Raw genomic sequence first — 21,652 nt, forward strand, 5'->3', positions numbered from 1 at the left:
CTACCCTCGCGACCGCAGGACGGCCTGGATGACGCTACGCGCGATGGGCGCGGCGAGTCTGTTGCCGGACACCTCGGTCTCCCCGGCGTCCTCGACCACCACGGCGACCGCGACCTTGGCGTTCGTACTGGGCGCCAACGCGACGAACCAGGCGACCGCGGGATTGTCGTTGCCGGTCTGTGCCGTCCCCGTCTTGCCGCCGACCGAGACGCCGGGGATGCGCGCGTTGCTGCCGGTGCCGCTGTCGACGACGCTGACCATCATGCTGACCAGCGACGCCGCGTTCTGCGCCGTCATCGACGTGGCGAACTGTTCCGGCTTCGCCGTGGACAGCACCGCGAGGTCGGGACCGCGGACCTCTTTGACCAGGTAGGGCTTCATGGTGACGCCGTTGTTCGCTGCGCCCGAGGCGACCATCGCCATCTGCAGCGCGGTGGCCCGTACGTCGAACTGACCGATCGCACTCATCGCCGTCTGGGCCGCGTCGGGGTCGGCGGGGAAGCGCGATGCGGCTGCGCGCAGCGGCACCTCCATACTCTCGTCGAACCCGAATGCCTGTGCCTGCGCGCGGATCGCGTCGTCGCCGAGCTGATTGCCCAGCCAGGCGAATGCGGTGTTGCACGACACCGCCAACGCCTCGCGCAGCGTCACCTGATTGTTCGGTCCGCATGCCGAGCCGGTCCAGTTGTTCAACGACCGGGTCGAGCCGGGCAGCGGGTACGTCGCCGGCCCCGGCAGCACACTGTCGGGAGTGAACCGGCCGGATTGCAGGGCCGCTGCCGCCACGACCAGCTTGAACGTCGATCCCGGCGGGTTCAGCGCCACCAACGGCCGGTTCAGCATCGGCTGGGCCGGGTCGGCCTGCAGCGCGTCGTACGCCGCCCGGATCGCTGCCGGGTCGTGCGAGGACAGCGCATTCGGGTCGAACGACGGTGTCGAGACCAGCGCCAGGATGGCGCCGGTCGTCGGATCGATGGCCGCGACCGCGCCGCGTTTGCCCTGCAGCCCCTGCCAGGCGGCCTGCTGTGCTGCCGCGTCGAGGGTCAGCGTCACCGCCCCGCCCTGCGGTTGCCGGCCGGCGAACAACTGCTCGAGCCGGTCGACGAAGAACAGGTCCGACGAGCCGGACAGTACGGCGTTCTCGGTCCGCTCCAAGCCGGTGGCGCCGTAGACGATCGAATAGAAACCGGTGGCCGGGGCGTAGATCGGGCCGGCCGGGTAGCGGCGCAGGTAGCGGAGGTTGTCGGTGGTCTCCACCGACCGGGCGACCGGTTCGTTGCCCACCAGGATCGGCCCGCGTTCGCGGTCGTACTCCTCCAGCAGGACTCGCTGGTTGCCCGATCGGGCCCGCAGGTCGGTCGCCTGCAGCACCTGCACCACCGTGAGATTCACCAGCAGCGCGACCAGCAGCACGCCCAGCAGCAGCGACAGTCGTCGTACCGAGCGGATCATGACGGGATCCGCATGACCGTGGTGAGTTCGTCGTCGGCCGGCGTCGCCACCGGTTCCGGTCGTCGCGCGCTGTGCGAGATCCGGATGAGCAGCGCGACCATCATCCAGTTCGCGACCAGCGCCGACCCGCCGTACGACAGGAACGGGGTGGTCAGACCGGTGAGCGGGATGAGCCGGGTGACGCCACCGACGACGACGAAGACCTGTAGCGCCAACACGATCGACAAGCCGGCCGCCAGCAGCGTGCCGAACGCGTCGCGGCAGGCGATCGCGGTCCGCAGCCCGCGTTCGACCAGGATCGCGTACAGCACGAGGATCGCGAACAGGCCGGTGATACCGAGTTCTTCACCGAACGCCGCGACGATGAAGTCGGTGTTGGCGAACGGCACGAGTTGCGGATACCCCTGTCCCAGGCCGGAGCCGAGGATGCCGCCGCCGGACAGCCCGAACAGCGACTGCACAATCTGATAGCCGGCGTCGGCCTGCTGCGCGAAGGGATCCAGCCAGACCTGCACCCGCAGCCGGACGTGGCCGAAGGCCAGGTACGCGAAGGCTGCGCCCGCGCTGAACAGCACAGCGCCGAGGATGAGCCAGGACCGGCGCTGCGTGGCGATGTACAGCAGCGAGACGAACAGCCCGAAGAAGATGATCGACGTCCCGAGGTCCCGCTGGAACACCAGGACGCCCAGCGACACCAGCCACGCCACGATGAGCGGGCCGAGGTCCCGGCCGCGCGGGAACTCGATACCGGCGACCTTGCTGCGGACCAGCGCGAGGGAGTCCCGGGCGCGGACGAGGTACCCGGCGAAGAACACCGTCAGCACGATCTTGGCCAGTTCCGCGGGTTGGAAGGAGAAACCGGCCACCCGGATCCACAGTTGCGCACCGTTGACCGTCGTCCCGATCACCGGGACGAGCGGCAGCAGCAGGAGGACCAGCCCCAGCAGCATCGCGGTGTAGGTGAACCGCTGCAGCCGCCGGTGGTCGCGGACCGCCAGGATCACCGCGACGAACAGCAGCGCGCCGACCAGGAACCACGTCAGCTGCGCGTAGACGTCCGGCGTCGGTTCCGGTGCCCCGTTCGCCGCCGCCCGCTGCGAGGCGGCGATGTCGAGGCGATAGATCATGGCCAGTCCGAGCACGTTGAGCAGCAGCGCGGTCGGCAGCAGGATCGGGTCGGCGTACGGCGCCGCGCGGCGGACCACCAGGTGCATCACCAGGGCCACCACGCCCACGACCCCGACGCTAAGGCCGAACGACTCGGGCAGCCCGTCGGAGGTCGCCCAGCTGATCTGGGCGTAGGCCAGCACGCCGATGCCCCAGGCCACCACGAGCAGCACGAGCTCGGTGTTGCGACGGGTGCCCTGCCGCGGCGGGCTGCCGGCTGCCGCGGTACCCGGGGTGGCGGCGGCAGAGTCGGGGGCGCTCACGGTCCTGCCGGCAACGCGGCCGGGCTGGAGCTGGCAGCCGGATCCGGGGCGGTGCCCGGCGGCGACGCGGTCGGACAGCCGACCGGGGGCGCTGCCGTGGCACACGCGGCGGCGCGGCCGGTCAACTCGGCGGCGATGCGCTGCGCGTCGTCGGTGCCGCTGGCCGGGATGGTCCGGTGGACCCGCTCCTGGTCGAAGGCCGGCAGCGACGCCACCGCCGTGGTGGTGGTGAGGTCGACGGAGGACAACGAGACGCCCAGCAGTGACCCGGGAATGCCCTGGTACACCGCGACGTAGCCGCCGGATTCGCCGACGTACCACTGGGTCCGCAGCCAGCCGCCGACCCCGGCACCGAGCCCGGCGATGACGACCAGCACGAAGGCGATGGCGCCCACCAGCCGCCAGCGGACCCGCCGCCGGCGGGCCCGCGCGACCTTCTCCTCGGCGTACAACTCGCTGAGACGCTGCAGGTCCGCGCCGGGCATCGCCGCCACCACCGGCTCGCGGTGGATCTTGATCGGTGGGGTGGTCGGGGCGGCCTGCCGCAGGTCCGGCTGGGAGTCGTGCGGGAAGGCCAGGTCGGGCAGCCGGGCCCGGTTGCCCGGTTCGCCGGCAGCGCCCACCACGACCGGCTTGGGGGCGCTGCCTGAGGCAACCCCGGCCGCAGCTGGCTGCCCGGACGGTCCAGCCGGCTCGGGCGGCTCGCCGAGCTCGACGACGTCGGCGACCACCACGGTCACGTTGTCCGGTGCACCGGCCTCCAGGGCGAGCTCGACGAGGCGGGTCACCGCGCCGGTCGGGTCGCCGGTCTGCAACGCCGTGCGGATGACCCCGTCGGGGACCACTCCGGACAGGCCGTCCGAGCACAGCAGGTACCGGTCGCCGACGCGCACCTCGCGCATCGACACGTCCGGCTCGACCTCGTGGACGCCGTCCAGCGCGCGCATCAGCAGCGAGCGGCGCGGGTGGGTCAGTGCTTCCGCGGGGGTGATCCGGCCGGCGTCGACCAGGGTCTGTACGTAGCTGTGGTCCCGGGTGATCTGGGACAGCTGACCGTCGCGCAGCAGGTAGCCGCGGGAGTCGCCGACGTGGACGATGGCCATCCGTTCGCCCTGCCAGGCCAGCGCGGTGACGGTCGTGCCCATCCCGGCGTACTCCGGTTCGGCGGCGATGACGTCGCCGATGCGTTCGTGCGCCCGGTCGATGGCGTCGGTCAAGGCGGTGAGGACGTCGTCGCCGGCCAGCCCCTCACCGTCGAGCCCCGCGCCGTCCAGCTCCGCGCCGTCCAGCTCGGCCAGGGTGGCGATGGCGGTGCTGCTGGCCAGTTCACCGGCGGCGTGCCCGCCCATGCCGTCGGCGACGACGAGCAGCCGCGGTCCGGCGTACCCGGAGTCCTCGTTGCCGACCCGGACCAGTCCGACGTCGGAGCGGGCGGCGTACCGCAACGCCATCGTCATCGCGCCGCCTACTTCCGCAGCTGCAGCGTCGTACGCCCCACCCGCAGGGGGGCGTCGACCGGCAGCACCGTCGGGGCGGTGATCCGACTGCGATCGATCCACGTGCCGTTGGTCGAGCCGAGGTCCTCCACGACCCACTGGCCGTCCACGGCCGACAGCCGCGCGTGGCGGGAGGAGGCGTAGTCGTCGTCGAGGACCAGGGTCGAGTCCGGGGCGCGGCCGATGGTGACCGCGACGGCGCCCAGCGGGATGACCGTGCCGGTCAACGGACCCTCGGTGACGACCAGGCTCGATGGGCGGCCGCGCTTGGATCGCGGCGGTTTCGCCGGACGCGGCGGCCGGGCGGCCGCCACGGCGGCCCGGGCCTCCCGAGGCATGCGCAGATCACGACGGAGCACTCCGATCGTGAGCAGCACGGCCAGCCACAGCGCGGCGAGGAATCCCAGCCGCAGCAGGGTGAGCGCGAGCTCGGACACGACTCAACCGCTCCGGAACACCAGGGTCGTGGAGCCCAGCTGGATGCTGGCACCGTCGATGAGCGCGGTCTCGGTCACCTTGTGCCCGTTGACGAACGTGCCGTTGGTCGAGCCCAGATCACGGATCACCGTCGGGGGGCCCAGCACGATCTCCGCGTGGTGACGGGACACCCCCGGGTCGTCGACGCGGATGTCGGTGTCCGTGCCGCGGCCGAGCCGGGTGACCGCTGTGGTCAGCGGATGGGCCGTCCCGCCGGCGACCAGCCGCGCGGTGATCGCCGGCGGCGGGGTATCGGCCGGGCGCGGCTGGGGCGCGCCGACGACGTCGGCACGGGCGTCACTGCGGACCCGGAAGATCCCGGTGTCCAGCTCCGCGTCGCGGTTCAGCGCGATCTGCACCGCGCCCAGGAACGTGTAGTGCTGCTGCTCGGCGTGCTCGCGGACCATGTCGGCCAGCTCGGCCTGCAGCGCCGTCGCGTACACCGCGAGCCGGTCGTGGTCGTGGGCGGACAGGTCGACATCGAAGACGTTGGGCACGACGGTGCGGCCGCGGCTGACGACCGCGGCCCGGTCGTCGGTCTCCCGCTGTAGTGCCGCGGCGACCTCGACCGGCTGCACCTCGGCCTTGAAGGCCTTGGCGAAGGCGCCGTTGACCAGGCGGTCGAGCCGCTGCTCGAACCGGTCGAGGAGCCCCACAGAACCTCCAGCGCGTGCGACGGCCGGCCGTCGTCATCGACCGCTCGGACTTCCGGTGATGGTAGCTGCGGGTGCTCGTACGGCCCCGTTCCGCGCGCCGGAGCCCGGTGATCGTGGTGCTAGCCTGCTCCGGCGCGCGCGAGTGGCGGAATAGGCAGACGCGCACGGTTCAGGTCCGTGTGCCCGAAAGGGCGTGGGGGTTCAACTCCCCCCTCGCGCACAGTGACACTCCGGGGTGACCGCACGAGTGACACCCCGGAGTGGTGTCACTCGTGTCAGGGTCCAGGCTGCCGCGGTCGTCGTGGTGATGACGACCTGCTGTGACTGGGGTTCGGCCGATTCCCGGACGCGTAGGCTCGGTGCATGGTGACGCCCACGCTCAAGGCAACGGTCGACCAGCTCAGCGACGCGGAGCGTCGCGATTTGCTCCACTACCTGGAGCAGACCGTCACGGATGACTTCACCCTGACCGATGAGCAGGTGGCGGAGCCGGAGCGACGAGACGCCGAGCTGGCGAGTGGGGTTGTCGAGGCGCTGACGGTCGACGAGTTGATGCAGCGAGTCCGTGCCCGTATCAAGTGACCTACGTCCTTCACCTGTCGTCCGCGCTCGAAGGCGACTAGCGGTTCTGGGCGGGGCACAGCAGAAGCCCCAGGTCGGCTGACCTGGGGCTTCCGTGTTGGCGGCGACCGGTCGGGGCCCGGGCTGCTGTCGTCCGGGCCCCGAGAGCCGTCGGCCTCAGGCGTCGCCGTAGTCGGCCGGGGCCGTGGCCAGCGCCCAGATGATGGCGGCGTCCAGCGCGAGCAGCACGATCGCCCACACCGGCTCGTACGGCAGCCAGACGAAGTTCGCCACGGCCGACAGGACCACGAGGACCAGCGCCGCCGCGCGGGCCCAGCGCTGGCCGAGCAGCAGGCACAAGCCCACCAGGAACACGACCACACCGAGTACCAGGTGGATCCAGCCCCACGTCGACAGGTTGAACTTGAAGACGTAGCTCGTCCCGATGACGTAGCGCTCATCGTCGATGAGGGCCGAAAGTCCTTGCACGGCATGGAAGAAGCCGATCAGCACCATCCAGAGGCCGGCGAACAGAAGCAGCCCTGTCGCCCATGCCGTCGAGGCCGTGCCGCGTTGCACCTGCGTCATCCCGACCACCGCTCCTTCGTTCAGGGCGCCGCGGGGGGAACTCCCGCAGCCTGGTGATCGTCATCATGCTCCCGCTTGAGCGCTTGTGAAAGGGTCGCGGCGGTCGCGGCGCGGCGGCGTACGGCGCGGTCGGCGAGCACGAGCACGACCCCGGCGAGCAGCAGGACGGCGGACGCGACGATCATGGCGGCCCGCATGCCGGCGATGAACGGGCCGGTGCCTGCTGCCAGGTACGAGCCGCCGGGCGGGATACCGGCGACGGTGGCCGCCACGGCGCCCAGCAGTGCCAGTCCGACCGAGGACCCGATCTGGCGCCCGGAGTTCAGGGCGGCCGAGCCGACGCCGGCCGAGTCGGCTGGAACGCGCGACATGGCCTCGGCCGACAGCGCCGGTGTCGCCGCGCCGAAGCCGACGCCCACCAGGAGGTACCCGACGAACGCCGGCACGACCGAACCGTCGGCCGTGAGGACCGCGAAACTCGCCATCCCCGCCGCGGCGATCAGGACGCCGGTCAGCACGAGCCGGTGTGCGCCGAAACGCCGGATCAGCTTGGAGATCAGCAGTGAGATGAGCAGGAACGGGGCGTTCATCGTCAGCCACGACAGCCCGGTGGCCAGCGCGGACCACCCCCGCACGTCCTGGAAGTACAGCGAGATGAAAAGGAACATCCCGGTGAACGCCAGGTAGAGCAGGACGAAGGCCAGATTCGAGCCGACGAACATGACGTCGTGCCACAACGCCCTCGGCAGCAACGGAATGCGGACCCGCCGTTCCCACAGCACGAACAGGCCGAGCAGGGCTGCGCCGCCAGCGAGCGACCCACCGACCGACGGGCTGTCCCAGCCGGCGTTGCCGGACTGGGTGAGGCCGAAGGTGATGAACAACAAACCGGAGCCGACGAGCACCGCACCCACCACGTCGAGCGGTCGGGCCTGCGGGTCACGGGATTCGCCAACGAAGATCATGGTCAGCAGGAAGGCCGTCGCGCCGAGGGGCACGCTGACCCAGAAGATCGACGACCAGCCGCTGACCGACAGCAGGAATCCGCCGATGACCGGGCCGAGGCCGAACCCGATGCCCGCGGTGGCCGTCCACAGCCCGATCGCGGCAGCGCGCCGGTGCGGCGGGAAGGCGGAGGTCAGGATCGACAGCGTGAGGGCGGCCATCATCGCCCCGCCGACGCCCTGCAACGCCCGCGCCGCGACCAGCGCGATGTCGTTGCCGGACAGCGCACACAGCGCGGAGGCCGTTACGAACACCGTGAGCCCGAGCAGCATCACGCGCTTGCGCCCGTACCGGTCGCCCAGTGTCCCGCTGGCTGGCACCAGGGCAGCCAGCGCGAGGGTGTAGGCGCTGACGACCCAGACCAGGGAGCCCGAGGACAGCCCGAGGTCGCGCTGGATATCGGGCAGCGCGACGTTGACGATCGTGACGTCGAGCAGGATCGCGGCCTGGGTCAGGCACATCGCGGCGAGGACGCCCGCGGGCCGGGTCGCCGCCGGGCTCGCCTCGCTCACCCGGCGAGGATCTCACCGGGCCCGTTCTGCTGGCCGGTGGGGTGGCCCGCCGCGGTGGCCTTACAGGCCAGCCTCTTCCAGCAGCTTCAGCCAGACCTCGCTCACGGTCGGGAACGACGGGACCGCGTGCCAGAGCGTGCCCAGCGGTACGCCGCCGGCGACGGCCACGGTCGCCGAATGGAGCAGTTCGGCCATCGCCGGTCCGGTGAACGTCGCTCCCACCACGACGTCGCGATCGGTGTCGATGACCAGCCGGCAGCTGCCCGCGATGTCCTCGCCCTCGGTCGAGGCGCCGGCGACCGAGGCGGTCGCCACCTCGACGACCCGGACCGCGACGCCGTCCTCGCGAGCCTGGGCCTCGGTACGCCCCACGGCGCACACCTGCGGGTCGGTGAAGGTGACGCGGGGGATCACGTTGCGGCTGGCGCGGTCCACGGCGTTCTTGCCGAGGATCACGTCGGCGGCGATGCGGGCCTGGTACTTGCCCATGTGCGTCAGCAGCGCCCGCCCGTTGGCGTCGCCGACGGCGTACAGCCAGCCGTCGGGCACCGCCACGGCGCGCTGCTGGTCGTCGACCTCGATGGGGTGACCGGGGTGCATCCCGGCGTCCAGCGTGTCCAGTCCGAGGTCCGCGGTGGCCGGCCGCCGTCCAGCGGCGACCAGGATCTCGTCGGCGGTCAGCCGGGTGCCGTCGGCCAGGTCGACGGTGACCTCGCCGTCGGCGGCCCGCCGTACGCCGGTGGTCGCCGCACCCAGCAGCACCCGGACGCCGTCGGCCGTCAGGCCGGCCGCGACCTGGTCGCTGGCGAACGGCTCCTCGCGGGCGAGCAGACGGGGGCCGCCTTCGACCAGCGTGACCGCGACGCCCATCCGCGCGAACGCCTGGGCCAGTTCGCAGCCGACAGCTCCGCCGCCGATGGCGACCAGCCGCCGGGGCAGCGTCGAGGTCTGGGTGGCGGTGCGGTTGTCCCACGGCTCGGCCTCGGCCAGGCCCGGGATCGGCGGGATCGCCGCGCGGGTCCCGGTGGCCACCACCACGGCCCGGCGGGCGACCAGCCGCCGTCGGCTGTCGTCGGCCGCGGTGACCTCGACCTCGCGGGGTCCGGTCAGCCGCCCGACGCCACGCACGAGGTCCACGTGGTGCTCGGCGAGCCAGGGCAGTTGGCCGTCGTCGTGCCAGTGCGAGGTCATCTCGTCGCGCCGGGCCAGCGCAGCGGCGACGTCGAGCGTGCCGTTGACGGCCTGCGCGGCACCCGGTACCCGGCGGGCGGCGGCGAGCACGTCGCCGGGCCGGATCAGGGTCTTGCTGGGGATGCAACCCCAGTACGAGCACTCGCCCCCGACCAGTTCGCGCTCGACGATCACCGTCTGCAGGCCGCCGTCGCCGCAGCGGCCGGCCACGACTTCCCCGGCTGGCCCGGCACCGATCACCACGACGTCGACGGTCAGCTCGTCGTCGGTCATCGTCGTCCTCCGTCGGTTCGGTGTGCGCGTGTCGGTCAGCCGTTGCAGGGTGTCCGGTGGATCGGAGCAGATCAGCCCCATCCGAAGGTCAGCGTGACACGAAGGACGATCAGACCCGGCGCGTTCGATCCGGACGTGCCGGTGGCCGGCGTAGCCAGGACAGGGGAGCTCACATGATCGCGACCGAGACCGCCGACGCCACCCAGCCGGCCGACCCCGCCGCGCCGCTGACCCGGGCAGCGCTGGAACGGTGGACGCCGCGGACGTTCTTCAAGACCGGGCCGCCCGGACGGGTCGGTGTCGAGCTCGAGCTCCACGTCGTCGACGCGGTCCGGCCCGCGGCGCATCTGTCGCCCGGCCGGCTGGCCGCCGTCACCGCCGCGCTGGCCGAGGTGGTGGCCGTCGGCGAGGCCACCCGCGAACCCGGCGGCCAGGTCGAGTTGTCCACAGCCCCGGCCGATTCGCTGCCCGCCCTCCTCGCGTCGACCCGCGCCGACCTCGACCGGATGCGACAGGCAGCGGCGTCTCACCAGACCCGGCTCGTCGGGGTGGGATGCGATCCGGTCCGACCCGCCAGGCGGGTGCTGCACACGCCCCGGTACGACGCGATGGAGGCGTACTTCGATCGCTTCGGCGACGTCCCTGCGACGTCGCCGGACGGTCTGGCCGTGCCGGCCGGCCGAACGATGATGTGCGCCAGCGCTTCGGTGCAGGTCAACGTGGAGGCGGGCCCGGACGAGGCCGCCGCCATGGCGCGGCGGTGGCAGCTGCTGCACACCGTCGGGCCCGCCCTGGCCGCCACCTTCGCCTGCTCGCCGTTGCGCGACGGACGGCCGACGGGGTGGTCCAGCACGCGGCTGGCCGCCTGGCTCGCCCTCGATCCGGCCCGGACCGCCGAACCGGCCCCGGCCGGCGATCTGGCGACGACGTACCTTCGCTTCGCGCTCGGTGCCCCGCTGCTGCTGGTACGGCGAGAGGCCGGGGGCTGGCACGCACCGCCGGGGGCCACCTTCGCCGACTGGCTGGACGGCGGGGAGCGGGTGGTCCCGGACCGGCCGGGCCCAACGGCAGCGGATCTGGCCCTGCACCTCAGCACGCTCTTCCCGCCGGTGCGGGCCCGCGGCCACCTCGAGGTGCGGTACGTCGACGCCCAGCCCGGCGACGACTGGGTGGTCCCGGTCGCGGTGATCGCGGCCCTGGTCGACGACCCGGTCGCCGCGGACGTGGCCCAGGCGGCCTGTGAGCCGGTGGCGTCGCAGTGGCGGGCGGCTGCCCGGTTCGGTGCCGGGCACCCGGGGCTGCGGCAGGCAGCCGTCGCGACGCTGGCCGCGGCCGCTGATTCGTGGCGCCGCCGGGACGACCCGGTCGCCGACGCGGTGGAGGGGTTCCTGGAAGCCCGGACGGTACGGGGACGTTGTCCGGCCGACGATCTGCTCGACGCCGCCGCTCGTGGGGAGGACCTGCTGTGACCGGCACACCGGTGGCCACCGAGTCGGCGGCGCAGCTACTCGCCGGGCTGGCGGCGCTGCAGCGGGCCCGTGAACGTACCCGCGCCCTCACCGATGCCGTCACCGACGCCGACCTCGTCGCGCAGCACTCGCCGTTGATGTCGCCGCTGGTCTGGGACCTGGCCCACATCGCCAACCAGGAGGAACTCTGGCTGGTGCGCACCGCCGCCGGGGCGCCCGCACTGGTGCCGGCCGAGGTCGACGACCTGTACGACGCGTTCCGGCATCCGCGCCGGGACCGGCCGACGCTGCCGATCATGGGGCCGGCGGAGGCACGCGACTACGCCGAACGCGTCCGGGCGAGCCTGCTGGCGCTGGCCGACGCCGGTGCGCTGGACCCGGATCCCGGCGTACCGCTGCGGGCCGGCGGCTTCGTGCTCGGCATGGTGGCGCAGCACGAACAGCAGCACGACGAGACGATGCTCGCCACCCACCAACTGCGCGCCGGGGCACCGGTGCTGCACGCCGCGGAGCCGCCGCCGTCGGCCGGCGGTGCCGTGCCGGCCGAGGTGCTCGTCCCGGCCGGATCGTTCGTGATGGGGACGTCGAGCGACCCGTGGGCGCTGGACAACGAGCGGCCCGCGCATCGGGTTGAGCTCGACGCCTTCTGGATTGACACGCTGCCGGTGACCAATGCGGTGTACACCCGGTTCATCGAGGCCGGCGGCTACGACGATCCCCGGTGGTGGACGGCGGTGGGCTGGGCGCACCGCCTTGCCGAGGGGCTGTCCGCGCCGCAGTTCTGGTACCCGGACCCGGCGGGGTGGCGTCGTCGCCGCTTCGGCGTCGACGAGCCGGTGCCGCCCGACGAACCGGTGCTGCACGTGTGCTTCCACGAGGCGGCCGCGTACGCCCGGTGGGCCGGCCGTCGACTGCCCACCGAGGCCGAGTGGGAGAAGGCCGCCCGGCACGACCCCGCGACGGGCTCGTCGCGGACCTACCCGTGGGGCGAGCAGCCGCCGGACGAGTCGCGGGCCAACCTCGGTCAGCGGCACCTGCGGCCGGCCGCGGTCGGCGCCTATCCGGCGGGTGCCTCGGCGTACGGCGTACACCAGTTGCTCGGCGACGTCTGGGAATGGACCGCGAGCGGTTTCGATCCGTACCCGGGTTTCGTGGCGTTTCCGTACGACGAGTACTCGAAGGTGTTCTTCGGCGGCGACTTCCGGGTCCTGCGCGGCGGCTCCTTCGGTACCGACCCGGTCGCTTGCCGTGGGACGTTCCGCAACTGGGACCTGCCGATCCGGCGGCAGATCTTCAGCGGCTTCCGGACCGCCCGTGACGCGGGACCCGGTGATGCCGGCGGGGTCGACCGGACCGCGCGCGACGCAAGCCCCGGCGACGCGAGCGCACATCGTGCGACCAGGGCGGGGACCGGCTGAGATGTGCCGTCATCTTGCCTACCTCGGCCGGCCGCGGCGGCTCGGGGAACTGCTGGTCGACCCCGACTACTCGCTGGTGCGGCAGAGCTACCAGCCGCGCCGGCAGACCAGCGGCGTGGTCAACGCCGACGGGACCGGCGTCGGGTGGTACGTCGAGGGAGACCCGGTGCCGGGTCGTCACCGCTCCGCCATACCGATCTGGTCGGACGCGACGTTCCACGATCTGGCGCGGGTGGTGACCTCCCGGGCGTTCCTGGGCTCGATCCGCTCGGCGACCGACCCCCGGGTGCACGGGCAGGCCGCGGCCGCGCCCTTCGCGCACAGCCGGTGGTTGTTCAGCCTCAACGGTTTCATCGACGGCTGGCCGGCGAGCGCGGCGCGCATCGCCGGCTGGATCGACCCGTTCCGGCTACTCGGTCTGGAGGCCGGCAACGACGCGGCGTTCATGTGGGCGCTGCTGCGCGAGCGGCTGGACGCGGGGCAGCCCGGGCCGCAGGCCTTGGGCGACATCGTGATCCGGCTGAGCGCCGAATGCGGTGGCCGGTTCAACGGCCTGCTGACCGACGGTTCGACCGTCGCGGCGACCGCGTGGGGCAACAGCCTGTGCTGGCGGGCTGTCGAGGGAGGGATCGTGGTGGCATCCGAACCGTACGACGACGAACCGGGGTGGGTCGACGTCCCGGACCGGTCACTGCTGACGGTGCGAGGCGGCGAGGTGGCCGTCGAGCCCCTGCGAGAGGACGAGCCCCGATGACGCCGTACACCCTGGTCGACCACCTGCCGCCGGACTACGCCGCGAAAGCACTGCGCAACGACGCGCTGCGCGGGCTCACCGCCGATCCGAAGACGTTGCCGCCCAAGTGGTTCTACGACAAGGCGGGCAGCGACCTGTTCGAACAGATCACCGTGCTGCCGGAGTACTACCCGACGCGCGCCGAACGGGAGATCCTCGTGGCGTACGCCGACGACATCGCCGCGGCCAGTGGCGCCGCGACACTGGTGGAGCTCGGTTCCGGTGCGTCGGTCAAGACCCGGCTGCTGCTGGACGCGTTGCATCCGAACGCCTACGTCGCCCTGGACGTCAGCGAGGCCGCCTTGCGGGAGGCGGCCGACGGGCTGGCGCGGGACTATCCGGCGTTGCAGCTGACGGCCCTGGTCGCCGACTTCGAACACCAGCTGTCCGTCGTACCGGCCGGTGCCCACCGACTCGTCGCGTTCCTCGGCGGGACCATCGGGAACCTGGAACCGGTGCCTCGGGCGCAGTTCCTGGCCGACCTGCGCGGCGAACTGCGCGACGGGGACGCGTTCCTGCTCGGTGCGGACCTCGTCAAGTCGCCGCGCGTGCTGCTGCCGGCCTACGACGACGCCGCCGGGGTCACCGCGGCGTTCAACCGCAACGTGTTGCACGTCCTGAACAACGGGCTCGGCGCCGACTTCGACCCCGCGTCGTTCGACCATGTGGCGCACTGGGATCCGGTGGCGGAGTGGATCGAGATGCGGTTGCTCTCCCGGGTAGCGCAGGTCGTCACGATTCGCGACCTGGACCTGCGGGTGCGGTTCGATCGCGGCGAGCAGCTGCGTACCGAGGTGTCGGCGAAGTTCCGGCGGGAGGGGCTGACCGCCGAACTCGCGGCCGCCGGATTCGACCCCGGTGGCTGGTGGACGGACTCGGCCGGCCGATTCTCGTTGTCGCTGTGGCATCCCGCGGCGAGGTCCTGACAACCGGCCGACGCGCCGGACGAGCGTCCGACGAACTGTCGGGCGGCGCTGCTCAGCGGGTCGACCGGCCGACCAGGCTTTCGTAGTCGGCTGCGGTGGCTGCTCGGTCGACCAGCCGGCCCTCCGGCGAGGGAACCGCCAGCGACTGCCCGCGCGGATCGACGAACGACACCGCGACCGCCCCGGCGTCGGTGAGCGTCAGGACGACCTGGCCCAGCACCCGCACCTGCTCGGTGGCCGGCAGCTCCCCGAAACCGTCCTGCAGCACCACGATCGGGACCGTCGCCACCGCCGGCTGGCTCGCCGCCGGAAGCGTCGGGGTCCCGAGCGTCGCCGAGGGCTCGGCGCTCGGCGTGGAACTCGGCGCCGAGACCAGCGGGGTGTTGCTCAGCGGTCCGACCGTCGCGGTACGCAGGCCGGCGGCCTGTTCGGTCTGGGTCGGCCCGGCGTCCAGTAAGCCGAGCAGGTCGCCGACGTCCTGCGGTCCGTTCACCGCTCGCCGGGTCTCCACCAGCATGCCCTGGGACAGGAACCACAGTCGGGCGAGTGCGTCGCGTACCGGGTCGGTGGGGTTCGGACTGCCGCTGACGTAGCCCGAAACCGCCTCCACCGGAAGGGGTCGAGCCGTCCCCTCGACCGGGACGCCGCATCCGCCGAGGACGGCGAGGGCGCCCACCGCGAGCACCGTGGCGCAGGCGCCACCCGCCGCGGTCACTGCCCGCCAGCGCCGTACCGCCGTCGCGTGTGCCGGGGTTGCGCTCAGCCGGCCCACTCGCGTCATGGCAACTCCCGAGGCAGCCGGACGGTGAAGCGGGCGCCGCCCTGCGGCGACGTGGTCACCGCGACCGAGCCGCCCAGCGCGGTCGCCTGTTCGCGGACCAGGGCCAGTCCCAGTCCGGCACCGCTGGGCCCGGCGGCCAGTTGCCCGCGATGGAACGGTTCGAAGATCGCGGCCCGTTCCGCTTCGGGGACACCGGGACCCGCGTCGTCGACGTACACCAGGACCTCCTCGTCGAGGAGCGCCAGGGTCACCTGGCGCAGTCCACCGCCGTGCCGCACGGCGTTGTCCAGCAGGTTGCCGATGATCCGCTCCACACGGCGGGCGTCCGAGCGCACCAGCGGCGCACTGCCGGACAACAACTCGACCGGCAGGTTGCGTTCGGTGAGCAGTTCCCGGATCAGGGCGGCCAGATCCACCGCATCGGCCTGCACCGGGGCGTCGTTGCCGATCCGGCTGAGTTCCAGCAGGTCGAGCAGGGTCTGCGACATCCGCCCGACCTGGGCGTGCAGCGCCACGACGAGGCGTGCCTCGCGTTGCGGCAGGGCGTCGCGGCGGCGGTGCAGGAGTTCGGCGGTACCGACCACCGACGTGAGCGGCGAGCGCAACTCGTGCGAGACGTTGGCCGCGAACCGGCTCTCCCGGGCGATCCGGGACTGCACGGCGTCGGCCATCTCGTTGAACGCCACCGCGATCGAGCCCAGGTCCGGGTCCGGTACGACGGCGACCCGGGCACTGAGGTCGCCGCGGGCGATGAGCTGGGCGCCGGCAGCCAGCGCGCGCAGCGGGCGCAACAGCCGCTGTGCTGCCAGCGCGCCGACCGCGGCGCCGATGATCAGCGCGGCCAGCCCGGCGACGATGAGCAACCAGCCGATGGCCGTCAGCGTGCTGTCCAGGTCGCGCAGCGGGAACACCTCGGCGTACGTGCCGTCCGCGACGGTCAGCACGACCGCGAGGTACGGCGCCCCGCCGACGTCGAAACGCTGCCAGGAACCGCCCGACGTCGCCGCCAGTCCGAGCACGCTGCCGGGCAGATCCTCCGGCGAGACCGCCACCCCGCGGCTGAACCAGGTGCCGTCGACGTTGAGCAGGGCCTGCGACGACCCGACCGTCGGCACGGTCTCCAAGGCGGTCCCCGGTTTGGCGCCACTGGTCAGGGCGGCTTCGACGGCGCGGCCGTCCACCAGGGCGCGGGTCAGCGACGACGCCTCCCGCTGGCTCACCAGGTAGTAGCGCGCGAACGCGTACGTCGCGCCGGCGACGACGACGGACACCACCAGGGACAGGACTCCGAAGGCCAGCGCGACCCGCGCTCGCAGGCCCAGCGTCATGCGCGCCGGCGCCATGACTCCGCCTGCCCGGTCACGGCTTGAGCCGGTAGCCGAACCCTCGGACGGTCACCAGATGGGCCGGGTCGGCCGGATCGACCTCGATCTTGGCGCGCAACCGGTACACCAGGTTGTCCACGACCCGGCCGTCGCCGGCATTGCCGTACCCCCACACTCGCCGCAGCAGGTCGTCGCGGGACAGCACCCGGCCGCGAGCCAGCACGAGTTCCTGCAGGACCCGGAACTCGGTGCGCGACAACACCAACGGCTCGCCGTCCTTGGCCGCCTCCGCGGTGTCGGGCCGGACCGTGATCGGCCCGCAGCTGAGCACCTCGGGGCCGTCCTGCTCCCCCTCCGGCGGCGCGATGCGGCGCAGCTGGGCGCGAATCCGTGCCGACAACTCCTTGGCCACGAACGGTTTTGTGACGTAGTCGTCGGCTCCGGCCTCCAGGCCGGCCACGACGTCGTGACTGTCGGTCTGGGCGGTGACCACGATGATCGGTACGTGCGAGGTCGCCCGCATCGAACGGACCACGTCGAGGCCGTGGATCCCGGGCAGCCGCAGGTCGACCAGCACCACGTCGGGTGACTCCTCGACCGACTGGGTGAGAGCGGACTCGCCGGTGGGCGCCTCGAGCACGCGGTAACCCTCGTCCTCGAGGAAGGTCCGCAGGACGAGGCGGATGTCGGCGTCGTCCTCGACCACCATCACGGTCTTGGGCATGGGGACATTGAACCCTGTGCCGGCCCGCCTCGGCCCCGCCCGCAGGCCGGGGGACGCCAGGTGCCGGCGGCACCGGGCCGAGACGGGCACCGGGTCGAGACGGCACCGGGTCGAGACGGGCGGCGGGCCGATACGGCGGACTAGCGTCGAGCCCGTGACCGGCGTCGACGTGATCGTGCTGGCCGGTGGCGCGTCGCGGCGGATGGGCACCGACAAGCTCGCGCTGCGCCGTGGTGACCGGTCACTGCTGGACTACACCGTCGCCGGCCTGATCGAGGCGGTGCCCGTGGCCTCGGTGGCGGTGGCCGGTCCGCCGCGGCCGCTGCCGGCGTCGCTGGAGGCCGCGGTCACCTGGGCGCCCGAGGACCCGCCTGCCGGCGGGCCGGTGGCCGGCCTGGCGGCCGCGGCCGCCGTGGGCAGCGCCTCGGTGGTGCTGGTCGCCGCGGGCGATACGCCGTACGCCGCGGCGGCCGCTCCGGCGTTGCTCGCCGCACTGCGCGCCGGGCGCCCTGCCGGGGTGGCGGTGGCCGTGCTCGATATCGGCGGCCGGGTACAGCCGCTGTCGGCCGCGTGGCACCGCCCGGCGCTGCTGGCGGCGCTCGCCGCGATCGGCGACCCGGTGGGGGCCCGGGCGCGTGACCTGCTCGCCGGTGCGACGGTGGTCACCGTCGCCGACCGGTGGCGGGCCGCCGAGGACCTCGACACCCCGGCCGACGCCGATCGCGCCGGCTTCGTACGGCGCGGCTAGCCCGGCACGAGAACGCCACTGCCGTCAGTCGCCGGGCGGCACCCAGCGGGCGGCGAGGTCCTGGCACAACGACGTACAGCGGGCGACCTCGATCGCGAGCGCCTGGCCGTCGATCCCCGCGCCGCTACCGGGCCGGCCACCGGTCGCCGCCGCGCCCGGCTGGTCGCCCTGCCGCGCGATCGCCAGGCCGGCGGCCAGGCCGATGAGGAACGTCGTAACAGGGGCGGCGGGCCGCTCGACGGCGTGCGCGGCATCCCGCGCGGCATCCAGCAGCAGCGGCAGGTCGACCGGGGTGCCGGCCGGCAGGTCGAGTTCGGCGACCAGGGCGTCGGTCCACGCGGTCAGGCTCATGGCGCCAGTGAACCGCGGACCTGGGCTTCTTGCACCGCACAGCACCGCGTGCCGCGGCGCCCGCTCGGGGCGTCGGTGGCAGGCTGCCGACGTGCCCTCGATCCCCTGGCCGGAGGCGAGGCGCCTGGCCCGGGCCGCCGCGGCGCCGCTCGAGGTCGTCCGGGCGCCCCTCGACACGGCACTCGGCGCGGTGCTGGCCGAGCCGCTCGCCGCGCGGACCGACCTGCCCCCGTTCGACGCCGCGGCGATGGACGGCTGGGCGGTCAGTGGCATCGGTCCGTGGGAGGCGTTGCCGGCCCGGGACCGCGGCAGCCGGTACGACGAGCCGCAGCCGCTGCTGGACGGTACGGCGATCCCGGTCCACACCGGCGAACAGCTGCCGCCGGGCTGTTCCGGCGTACTGCGGCGCGAACAGGCCGTGGTCGAGCAGACGTCGTACGGCCCGCGGCTGCTGGTCGGCGACGCGGACACGGCGACTCCGAGCGGTCGCCCGGGGTACGTGGAACCGGGTACCGACGTCCGGCCGCGCGGGCAGGAGTGCCGCGAGGGCGACGTCCTGCTGGAACCGGGCGGGGTGGTGACCCCGGCCGTGGTCGGGCTGGCCGCGGCCGCCGGCCACGACGAGCTGGTGGTGGTCCGGCCGCCGGTGGTGGGCCTGCTCGTGCTCGGTGACGAGCTGTTGAGTTCGGGACCGGCGCGGCATGGCAAGGTGCGGGACGCGCTCGGCCCGCTCGTGCCGGCGTGGGTCGCCGCCCTGGGCAGCCGGTGCAACCCCCCGATCCGGGTCCCCGACACGGTCGCGGAGCTGCAGGCGGCCCTCGACGACGCCAACGTCGACGTCGTGGTCACGACCGGATCCACGGCACGCAGTACGGCCGACCACCTGCACACCGCGCTCGCCGCGCTCGGGGCCGACCTGCTCGTCGACACCGTCGCGGTACGGCCGGGGCACCCGATGCTGCTCGCGGCGCTGCCCGACGGCCGGTTCGTGGTCGGTCTGCCCGGCAACCCATTGGCCGCGGTGAGCGCGCTGGTGACCCTGCTCGCGCCGCTGCTGGCCAGCCTGCGCGGCGAGTCCGGCGCCGACCTCGCCGCCGAGCCCGATGCGTTGCTGACCGCCGAGGTGACCTCGCACCCGGCGTACACCCGGCTGGTCCCGGTGATCCGCGAGCGGGGCGAGTTGAGTTCGTCGGCGCGGCCGGTTCCCGCGGTGGGTCCGGCGATGCTGCGTGGGCTGGCCCTCGGTGACGCCCTCGCCGTGGTCCCGCCCTCCGGCGGAGCCCGCGGCTCTCTCGTCGAGATCCTGCCCCTGCCGTGAACAGGGCTGCCATGACCCGACCTGCCGTGAACAGGGTCGCTGGATGAGCGTGGCCCGCGACCACCGGGTGCTGTTCCCGCGGCGGCGGCTGTCCCCGCTGACCTCGATCGGGGTGCGGGTGGGCATCGCGATCGGGTGCCTGGTCGTGACGACGGTCGTGGTCTACCTCGGGCGATCCGGCTATCGGGACGTCAAGGAGGTCCCGATCACGCTGCTGGACGCGCTGTACTACGCGACGGTCAGCCTCTCGACGACCGGGTACGGCGACATCACCCCGGTCACCGAACCCGCCCGGCTGATCAACACCCTCGTCATCACCCCGCTACGGCTGATCTTCCTCGTCGTCCTGGTCGGTACGACCGTCGAAGTGCTCACCGCCCGTAGCCGCCAGGAGATCCAGACCCATCGGTGGAGGCGCCGGATGAAGGACCACACCGTGGTCGTCGGCTACGGCGTCAAGGGCCGCAGCGCGGTGACCGCCCTGCTGGAGGGCGGCATACCGCGGGGCGACATCGTCGTGGTGTCGACCGAACCGGGCGAGGTCGCCGACGCGACCGCGCTCGGCCTGGTCGGTGTGGTCGGCGACGCCCGGCAGGAAGTGGTGCTGCGCGACGCGCTGGTCGATCGGGCGAGTCGTCTGGTGGTGGCCACCGACCACGACGACGTCTCGGTGCTGGTCACGCTGACCGCCCGTCGCCTCGCGCCGCACGCCACGATCGTCGTGGCGGCCCGCGAGTCGGTGAACGCCGAACTGCTGCGGCAGGGGGGCGCCGACACCGTCATCACCACCGCGGAGGCGGCCGGCCGGCTGCTCACGATGTCGCTGCTGTCGCCGACCGCCGGCGGGATCCTGGAAGACCTGCTCGAGGTCGGCCGCGGCCTCGACGTCGTCGAACGCCAGGTCGCCGCCGCCGAGCTCGGCCGGGCCCCACGGGACCTGGAGTCCGAGGGCGTCATCGTGCTGGCGGTCGTCCGCGGCGGCCAGCCGCACCGGTTCGACGCCGGCTCGGTCGGGGTACTGCAACGCGACGACCGCGTGGTGCTGATCCGGTCCGAGGCAGCGCCCGGCTGATCCTGGGGCGCACGGAGCTCGGTAGCACCGATCCGGGGGCAACACTGACCGACGAGCAACTCTCGGTACTGGAGGGCAGATGTACGCCGTGGTGGCATCCGGGGCCGGCGGGCCGGACGTGCTGTCGTGGCAGGAGGTGCCGGAGCCACGGCCAGCGGCCGGTGAGGTCCTCATCGACGTGGTCGGCAGTGCGGTCAACCGCGCGGACCTGTTGCAGCGCCGCGGTTTCTACCCGCCACCGCCGGGCGTGAGCGAGGTGCTGGGGTTGGAGTGCTCCGGGCGCATCGCCGCGCTCGGTGCCGGGGTCGCCGGTCTCGCGGTGGGTGACGAGGTCTGCGCGTTGCTGGCCGGCGGTGGGTACGCCGAACGCGCCGTCGTGCCGGCCGGCCAGGTCATGCCCGTCCCCGCCGGGGTCGACCTGCTCACCGCCGCGGCGCTGCCGGAGGTGGTGTGCACGGTCTGGAGCAACCTGGCGATGGTCGCCGGCGTGCGCTCCGGCGACTGGGTGCTCATCCATGGCGGTGCCGGCGGGATCGGCACCATGGCCGTGCAGCTGGCCACCGCGCTCGGGGCGACCGTGGCGGTGACCGCCGGCTCGGCGGACCGGTTGCGGCGCTGCGCGGAACTGGGGGCGCAGTTGCTGATCGACTACCACGAGCAGGACTTCGTCGAGCTGGTCCAGATCGCCACGGGCGGCCGCGGCGTCGACGTCATCCTGGACAACATGGGGGCGTCGTACCTGTCCCGCAACGTCACTGCGCTGGCACGGCACGGCCGGCTCGTCGTCGTCGGACTGCAGGGCGGAGTCCGGGCCGAGTTGGACCTGCGGGAACTCGTGCAGCGCCACGCCCACCTCGTGGCGACCAGCCTGCGCGCCCGGCCGCTGGCCGAGAAGGCCGAGATCTGCCACGAGGTCGTCGCCCGGGTCTGGCCGATGCTGGCCGACGGCCGGGTCAAGCCGGTCGTGGACCGGGTGCTGCCGATGCATGACGCGGCCGCCGCCCACCGCGCCCTGGAGGACGGCGGGGTCGTCGGCAAGATCGTCCTGTCGGCCGGCTGAGAACGCCGTACGGGAGAGCCGCGGGT

20 protein-coding genes, 1 tRNA gene and 1 pseudogene are annotated in these 21,652 nt (G+C 73.1%); 10 read left to right on the forward strand and 12 right to left on the reverse strand.

The annotated features are described in order from the left end of the window. From EPO13_05410 to EPO13_05430, 5 genes are read right to left on the reverse strand one after another with little or no spacing between them, the layout of a single operon-like run. Positions 1 to 1,452: a penicillin-binding protein 2 gene (locus tag EPO13_05410; GenBank protein TAK70371.1), complete on the reverse strand. Its 1,452-nt coding sequence runs from the start codon at positions 1,450 to 1,452 to the stop codon at positions 1 to 3. Then, complete coding sequence (locus EPO13_05415; protein ID TAK70372.1) at positions 1,449 to 2,882, reverse strand: FtsW/RodA/SpoVE family cell cycle protein; 1,434 nt, start codon at positions 2,880 to 2,882, stop codon at positions 1,449 to 1,451. Before EPO13_05415 ends, EPO13_05410 begins: the two co-directional genes overlap by 4 nt. Next, complete coding sequence (locus EPO13_05420; GenBank protein ID TAK70373.1) at positions 2,879 to 4,339, reverse strand: serine/threonine-protein phosphatase; 1,461 nt, start codon at positions 4,337 to 4,339, stop codon at positions 2,879 to 2,881. Before EPO13_05420 ends, EPO13_05415 begins: the two co-directional genes overlap by 4 nt. 8 nt (positions 4,340 to 4,347) lie before the next feature. After that, positions 4,348 to 4,815, reverse strand: a complete 468-nt coding sequence (locus tag EPO13_05425; GenBank protein ID TAK70374.1) for an FHA domain-containing protein — start codon at positions 4,813 to 4,815, stop codon at positions 4,348 to 4,350. 3 nt (positions 4,816 to 4,818) lie between these two features. Next, positions 4,819 to 5,511 carry a DUF2662 domain-containing protein gene (locus EPO13_05430; GenBank protein ID TAK70375.1) on the reverse strand — a complete coding sequence of 231 codons (693 nt, stop codon included), beginning with the start codon at positions 5,509 to 5,511 and terminating at the stop codon, positions 4,819 to 4,821. Positions 5,512 to 5,647: 136 nt separating this feature from the next. Between EPO13_05430 and EPO13_05435 the strand changes: the two genes are divergently transcribed. Both EPO13_05435 and EPO13_05440 read left to right on the forward strand, forming a co-directional pair. Then, positions 5,648 to 5,731 (forward strand) — tRNA-Leu (locus EPO13_05435). 143 nt (positions 5,732 to 5,874) lie between these two features. Next, a complete protein-coding gene (locus EPO13_05440; protein ID TAK70376.1) occupies positions 5,875 to 6,093 on the forward strand; it encodes a hypothetical protein in 219 nt (72 codons plus the stop codon). 156 nt (positions 6,094 to 6,249) lie between these two features. On the opposite strand, the gene EPO13_05445 is transcribed toward EPO13_05440, so the two are convergent. From EPO13_05445 to EPO13_05455, 3 genes are read right to left on the reverse strand one after another with little or no spacing between them, the layout of a single operon-like run. Next, positions 6,250 to 6,660 (reverse strand): hypothetical protein, encoded by a 411-nt coding sequence (locus EPO13_05445; GenBank protein ID TAK70377.1) that lies wholly within the window; start codon positions 6,658 to 6,660, stop codon positions 6,250 to 6,252. 20 nt (positions 6,661 to 6,680) lie between these two features. Next, entirely contained in the window at positions 6,681 to 8,177 is a 1,497-nt protein-coding gene (locus EPO13_05450; protein ID TAK70378.1) for an MFS transporter, read from the reverse strand. Between the two features lie 60 nt (positions 8,178 to 8,237). Continuing rightward, a complete protein-coding gene (locus EPO13_05455; GenBank protein ID TAK70379.1) occupies positions 8,238 to 9,641 on the reverse strand; it encodes an NAD(P)/FAD-dependent oxidoreductase in 1,404 nt (467 codons plus the stop codon). Between the two features lie 173 nt (positions 9,642 to 9,814). On the opposite strand from EPO13_05455, the gene egtA reads away from it, so the two are divergent. Genes egtA through egtD form a run of 4 tightly spaced genes read left to right on the forward strand, consistent with a single transcriptional unit; the run spans position 9,815 to position 14,247 of the window. Further along, positions 9,815 to 11,110, forward strand: coding sequence for an ergothioneine biosynthesis glutamate--cysteine ligase EgtA (gene egtA / locus EPO13_05460; GenBank protein TAK70380.1), 1,296 nt, complete (start codon positions 9,815 to 9,817; stop codon positions 11,108 to 11,110). Further along, positions 11,107 to 12,528 carry an ergothioneine biosynthesis protein EgtB gene (locus tag EPO13_05465; protein TAK70381.1) on the forward strand — a complete coding sequence of 474 codons (1,422 nt, stop codon included), beginning with the start codon at positions 11,107 to 11,109 and terminating at the stop codon, positions 12,526 to 12,528. The genes egtA and EPO13_05465 overlap by 4 nt, the downstream gene beginning before the upstream one ends. A 1-nt stretch (position 12,529) precedes the next feature. Further along, entirely contained in the window at positions 12,530 to 13,282 is a 753-nt protein-coding gene (egtC, locus tag EPO13_05470; GenBank protein ID TAK70382.1) for an ergothioneine biosynthesis protein EgtC, read from the forward strand. Further along, a complete protein-coding gene (gene egtD, locus EPO13_05475; protein ID TAK70383.1) occupies positions 13,279 to 14,247 on the forward strand; it encodes an L-histidine N(alpha)-methyltransferase in 969 nt (322 codons plus the stop codon). The genes egtC and egtD overlap by 4 nt, the downstream gene beginning before the upstream one ends. Positions 14,248 to 14,299: 52 nt before the next feature. On the opposite strand, the gene EPO13_05480 is transcribed toward egtD, so the two are convergent. Genes EPO13_05480 through EPO13_05490 form a run of 3 tightly spaced genes read right to left on the reverse strand, consistent with a single transcriptional unit; the run spans position 14,300 to position 17,077 of the window. After that, a complete protein-coding gene (locus EPO13_05480; GenBank protein ID TAK70384.1) occupies positions 14,300 to 15,028 on the reverse strand; it encodes a hypothetical protein in 729 nt (242 codons plus the stop codon). Further along, positions 15,025 to 16,371, reverse strand: coding sequence for a HAMP domain-containing histidine kinase (locus EPO13_05485; protein TAK70385.1), 1,347 nt, complete (start codon positions 16,369 to 16,371; stop codon positions 15,025 to 15,027). Before EPO13_05485 ends, EPO13_05480 begins: the two co-directional genes overlap by 4 nt. A 16-nt stretch (positions 16,372 to 16,387) precedes the next feature. Then, the gene (locus EPO13_05490) at positions 16,388 to 17,077 is read right to left on the reverse strand and encodes a response regulator transcription factor (GenBank protein TAK70386.1); all 690 of its coding nucleotides are present in this window, start codon (positions 17,075 to 17,077) and stop codon (positions 16,388 to 16,390) included. Here EPO13_05490 and EPO13_05495 point away from each other — a divergent pair. Next, positions 17,037 to 17,825: a molybdenum cofactor guanylyltransferase gene (locus tag EPO13_05495; GenBank protein TAK70387.1), complete on the forward strand. Its 789-nt coding sequence runs from the start codon at positions 17,037 to 17,039 to the stop codon at positions 17,823 to 17,825. The genes EPO13_05490 and EPO13_05495 overlap by 41 nt on opposite strands. A 189-nt stretch (positions 17,826 to 18,014) precedes the next feature. On the opposite strand, the pseudogene EPO13_05500 reads toward EPO13_05495, so the two are convergent. Then, positions 18,015 to 18,116: pseudogene (locus EPO13_05500) on the reverse strand (molybdenum cofactor guanylyltransferase). A 58-nt stretch (positions 18,117 to 18,174) separates the two neighbouring features. On the opposite strand from EPO13_05500, the gene EPO13_05505 reads away from it, so the two are divergent. The 3 genes from EPO13_05505 to EPO13_05515 all read left to right on the forward strand — a co-directional run bounded on the left by EPO13_05505 (position 18,175) and on the right by EPO13_05515 (position 21,626). Then, complete coding sequence (locus tag EPO13_05505) at positions 18,175 to 19,494, forward strand: molybdopterin molybdenumtransferase MoeA (protein TAK70388.1); 1,320 nt, start codon at positions 18,175 to 18,177, stop codon at positions 19,492 to 19,494. 43 nt (positions 19,495 to 19,537) lie between these two features. After that, positions 19,538 to 20,566 carry a potassium channel protein gene (locus EPO13_05510; protein ID TAK70389.1) on the forward strand — a complete coding sequence of 343 codons (1,029 nt, stop codon included), beginning with the start codon at positions 19,538 to 19,540 and terminating at the stop codon, positions 20,564 to 20,566. Between the two features lie 79 nt (positions 20,567 to 20,645). Further along, positions 20,646 to 21,626: an NAD(P)H-quinone oxidoreductase gene (locus EPO13_05515; GenBank protein TAK70390.1), complete on the forward strand. Its 981-nt coding sequence runs from the start codon at positions 20,646 to 20,648 to the stop codon at positions 21,624 to 21,626. Positions 21,627 to 21,652 lie beyond the last annotated feature (26 nt).

Source organism: Actinomycetota bacterium (assembly GCA_004297305.1).
In the GTDB taxonomy this organism is placed as follows: Bacteria; Actinomycetota; Actinomycetes; order S36-B12; family FW305-bin1; genus FW305-bin1.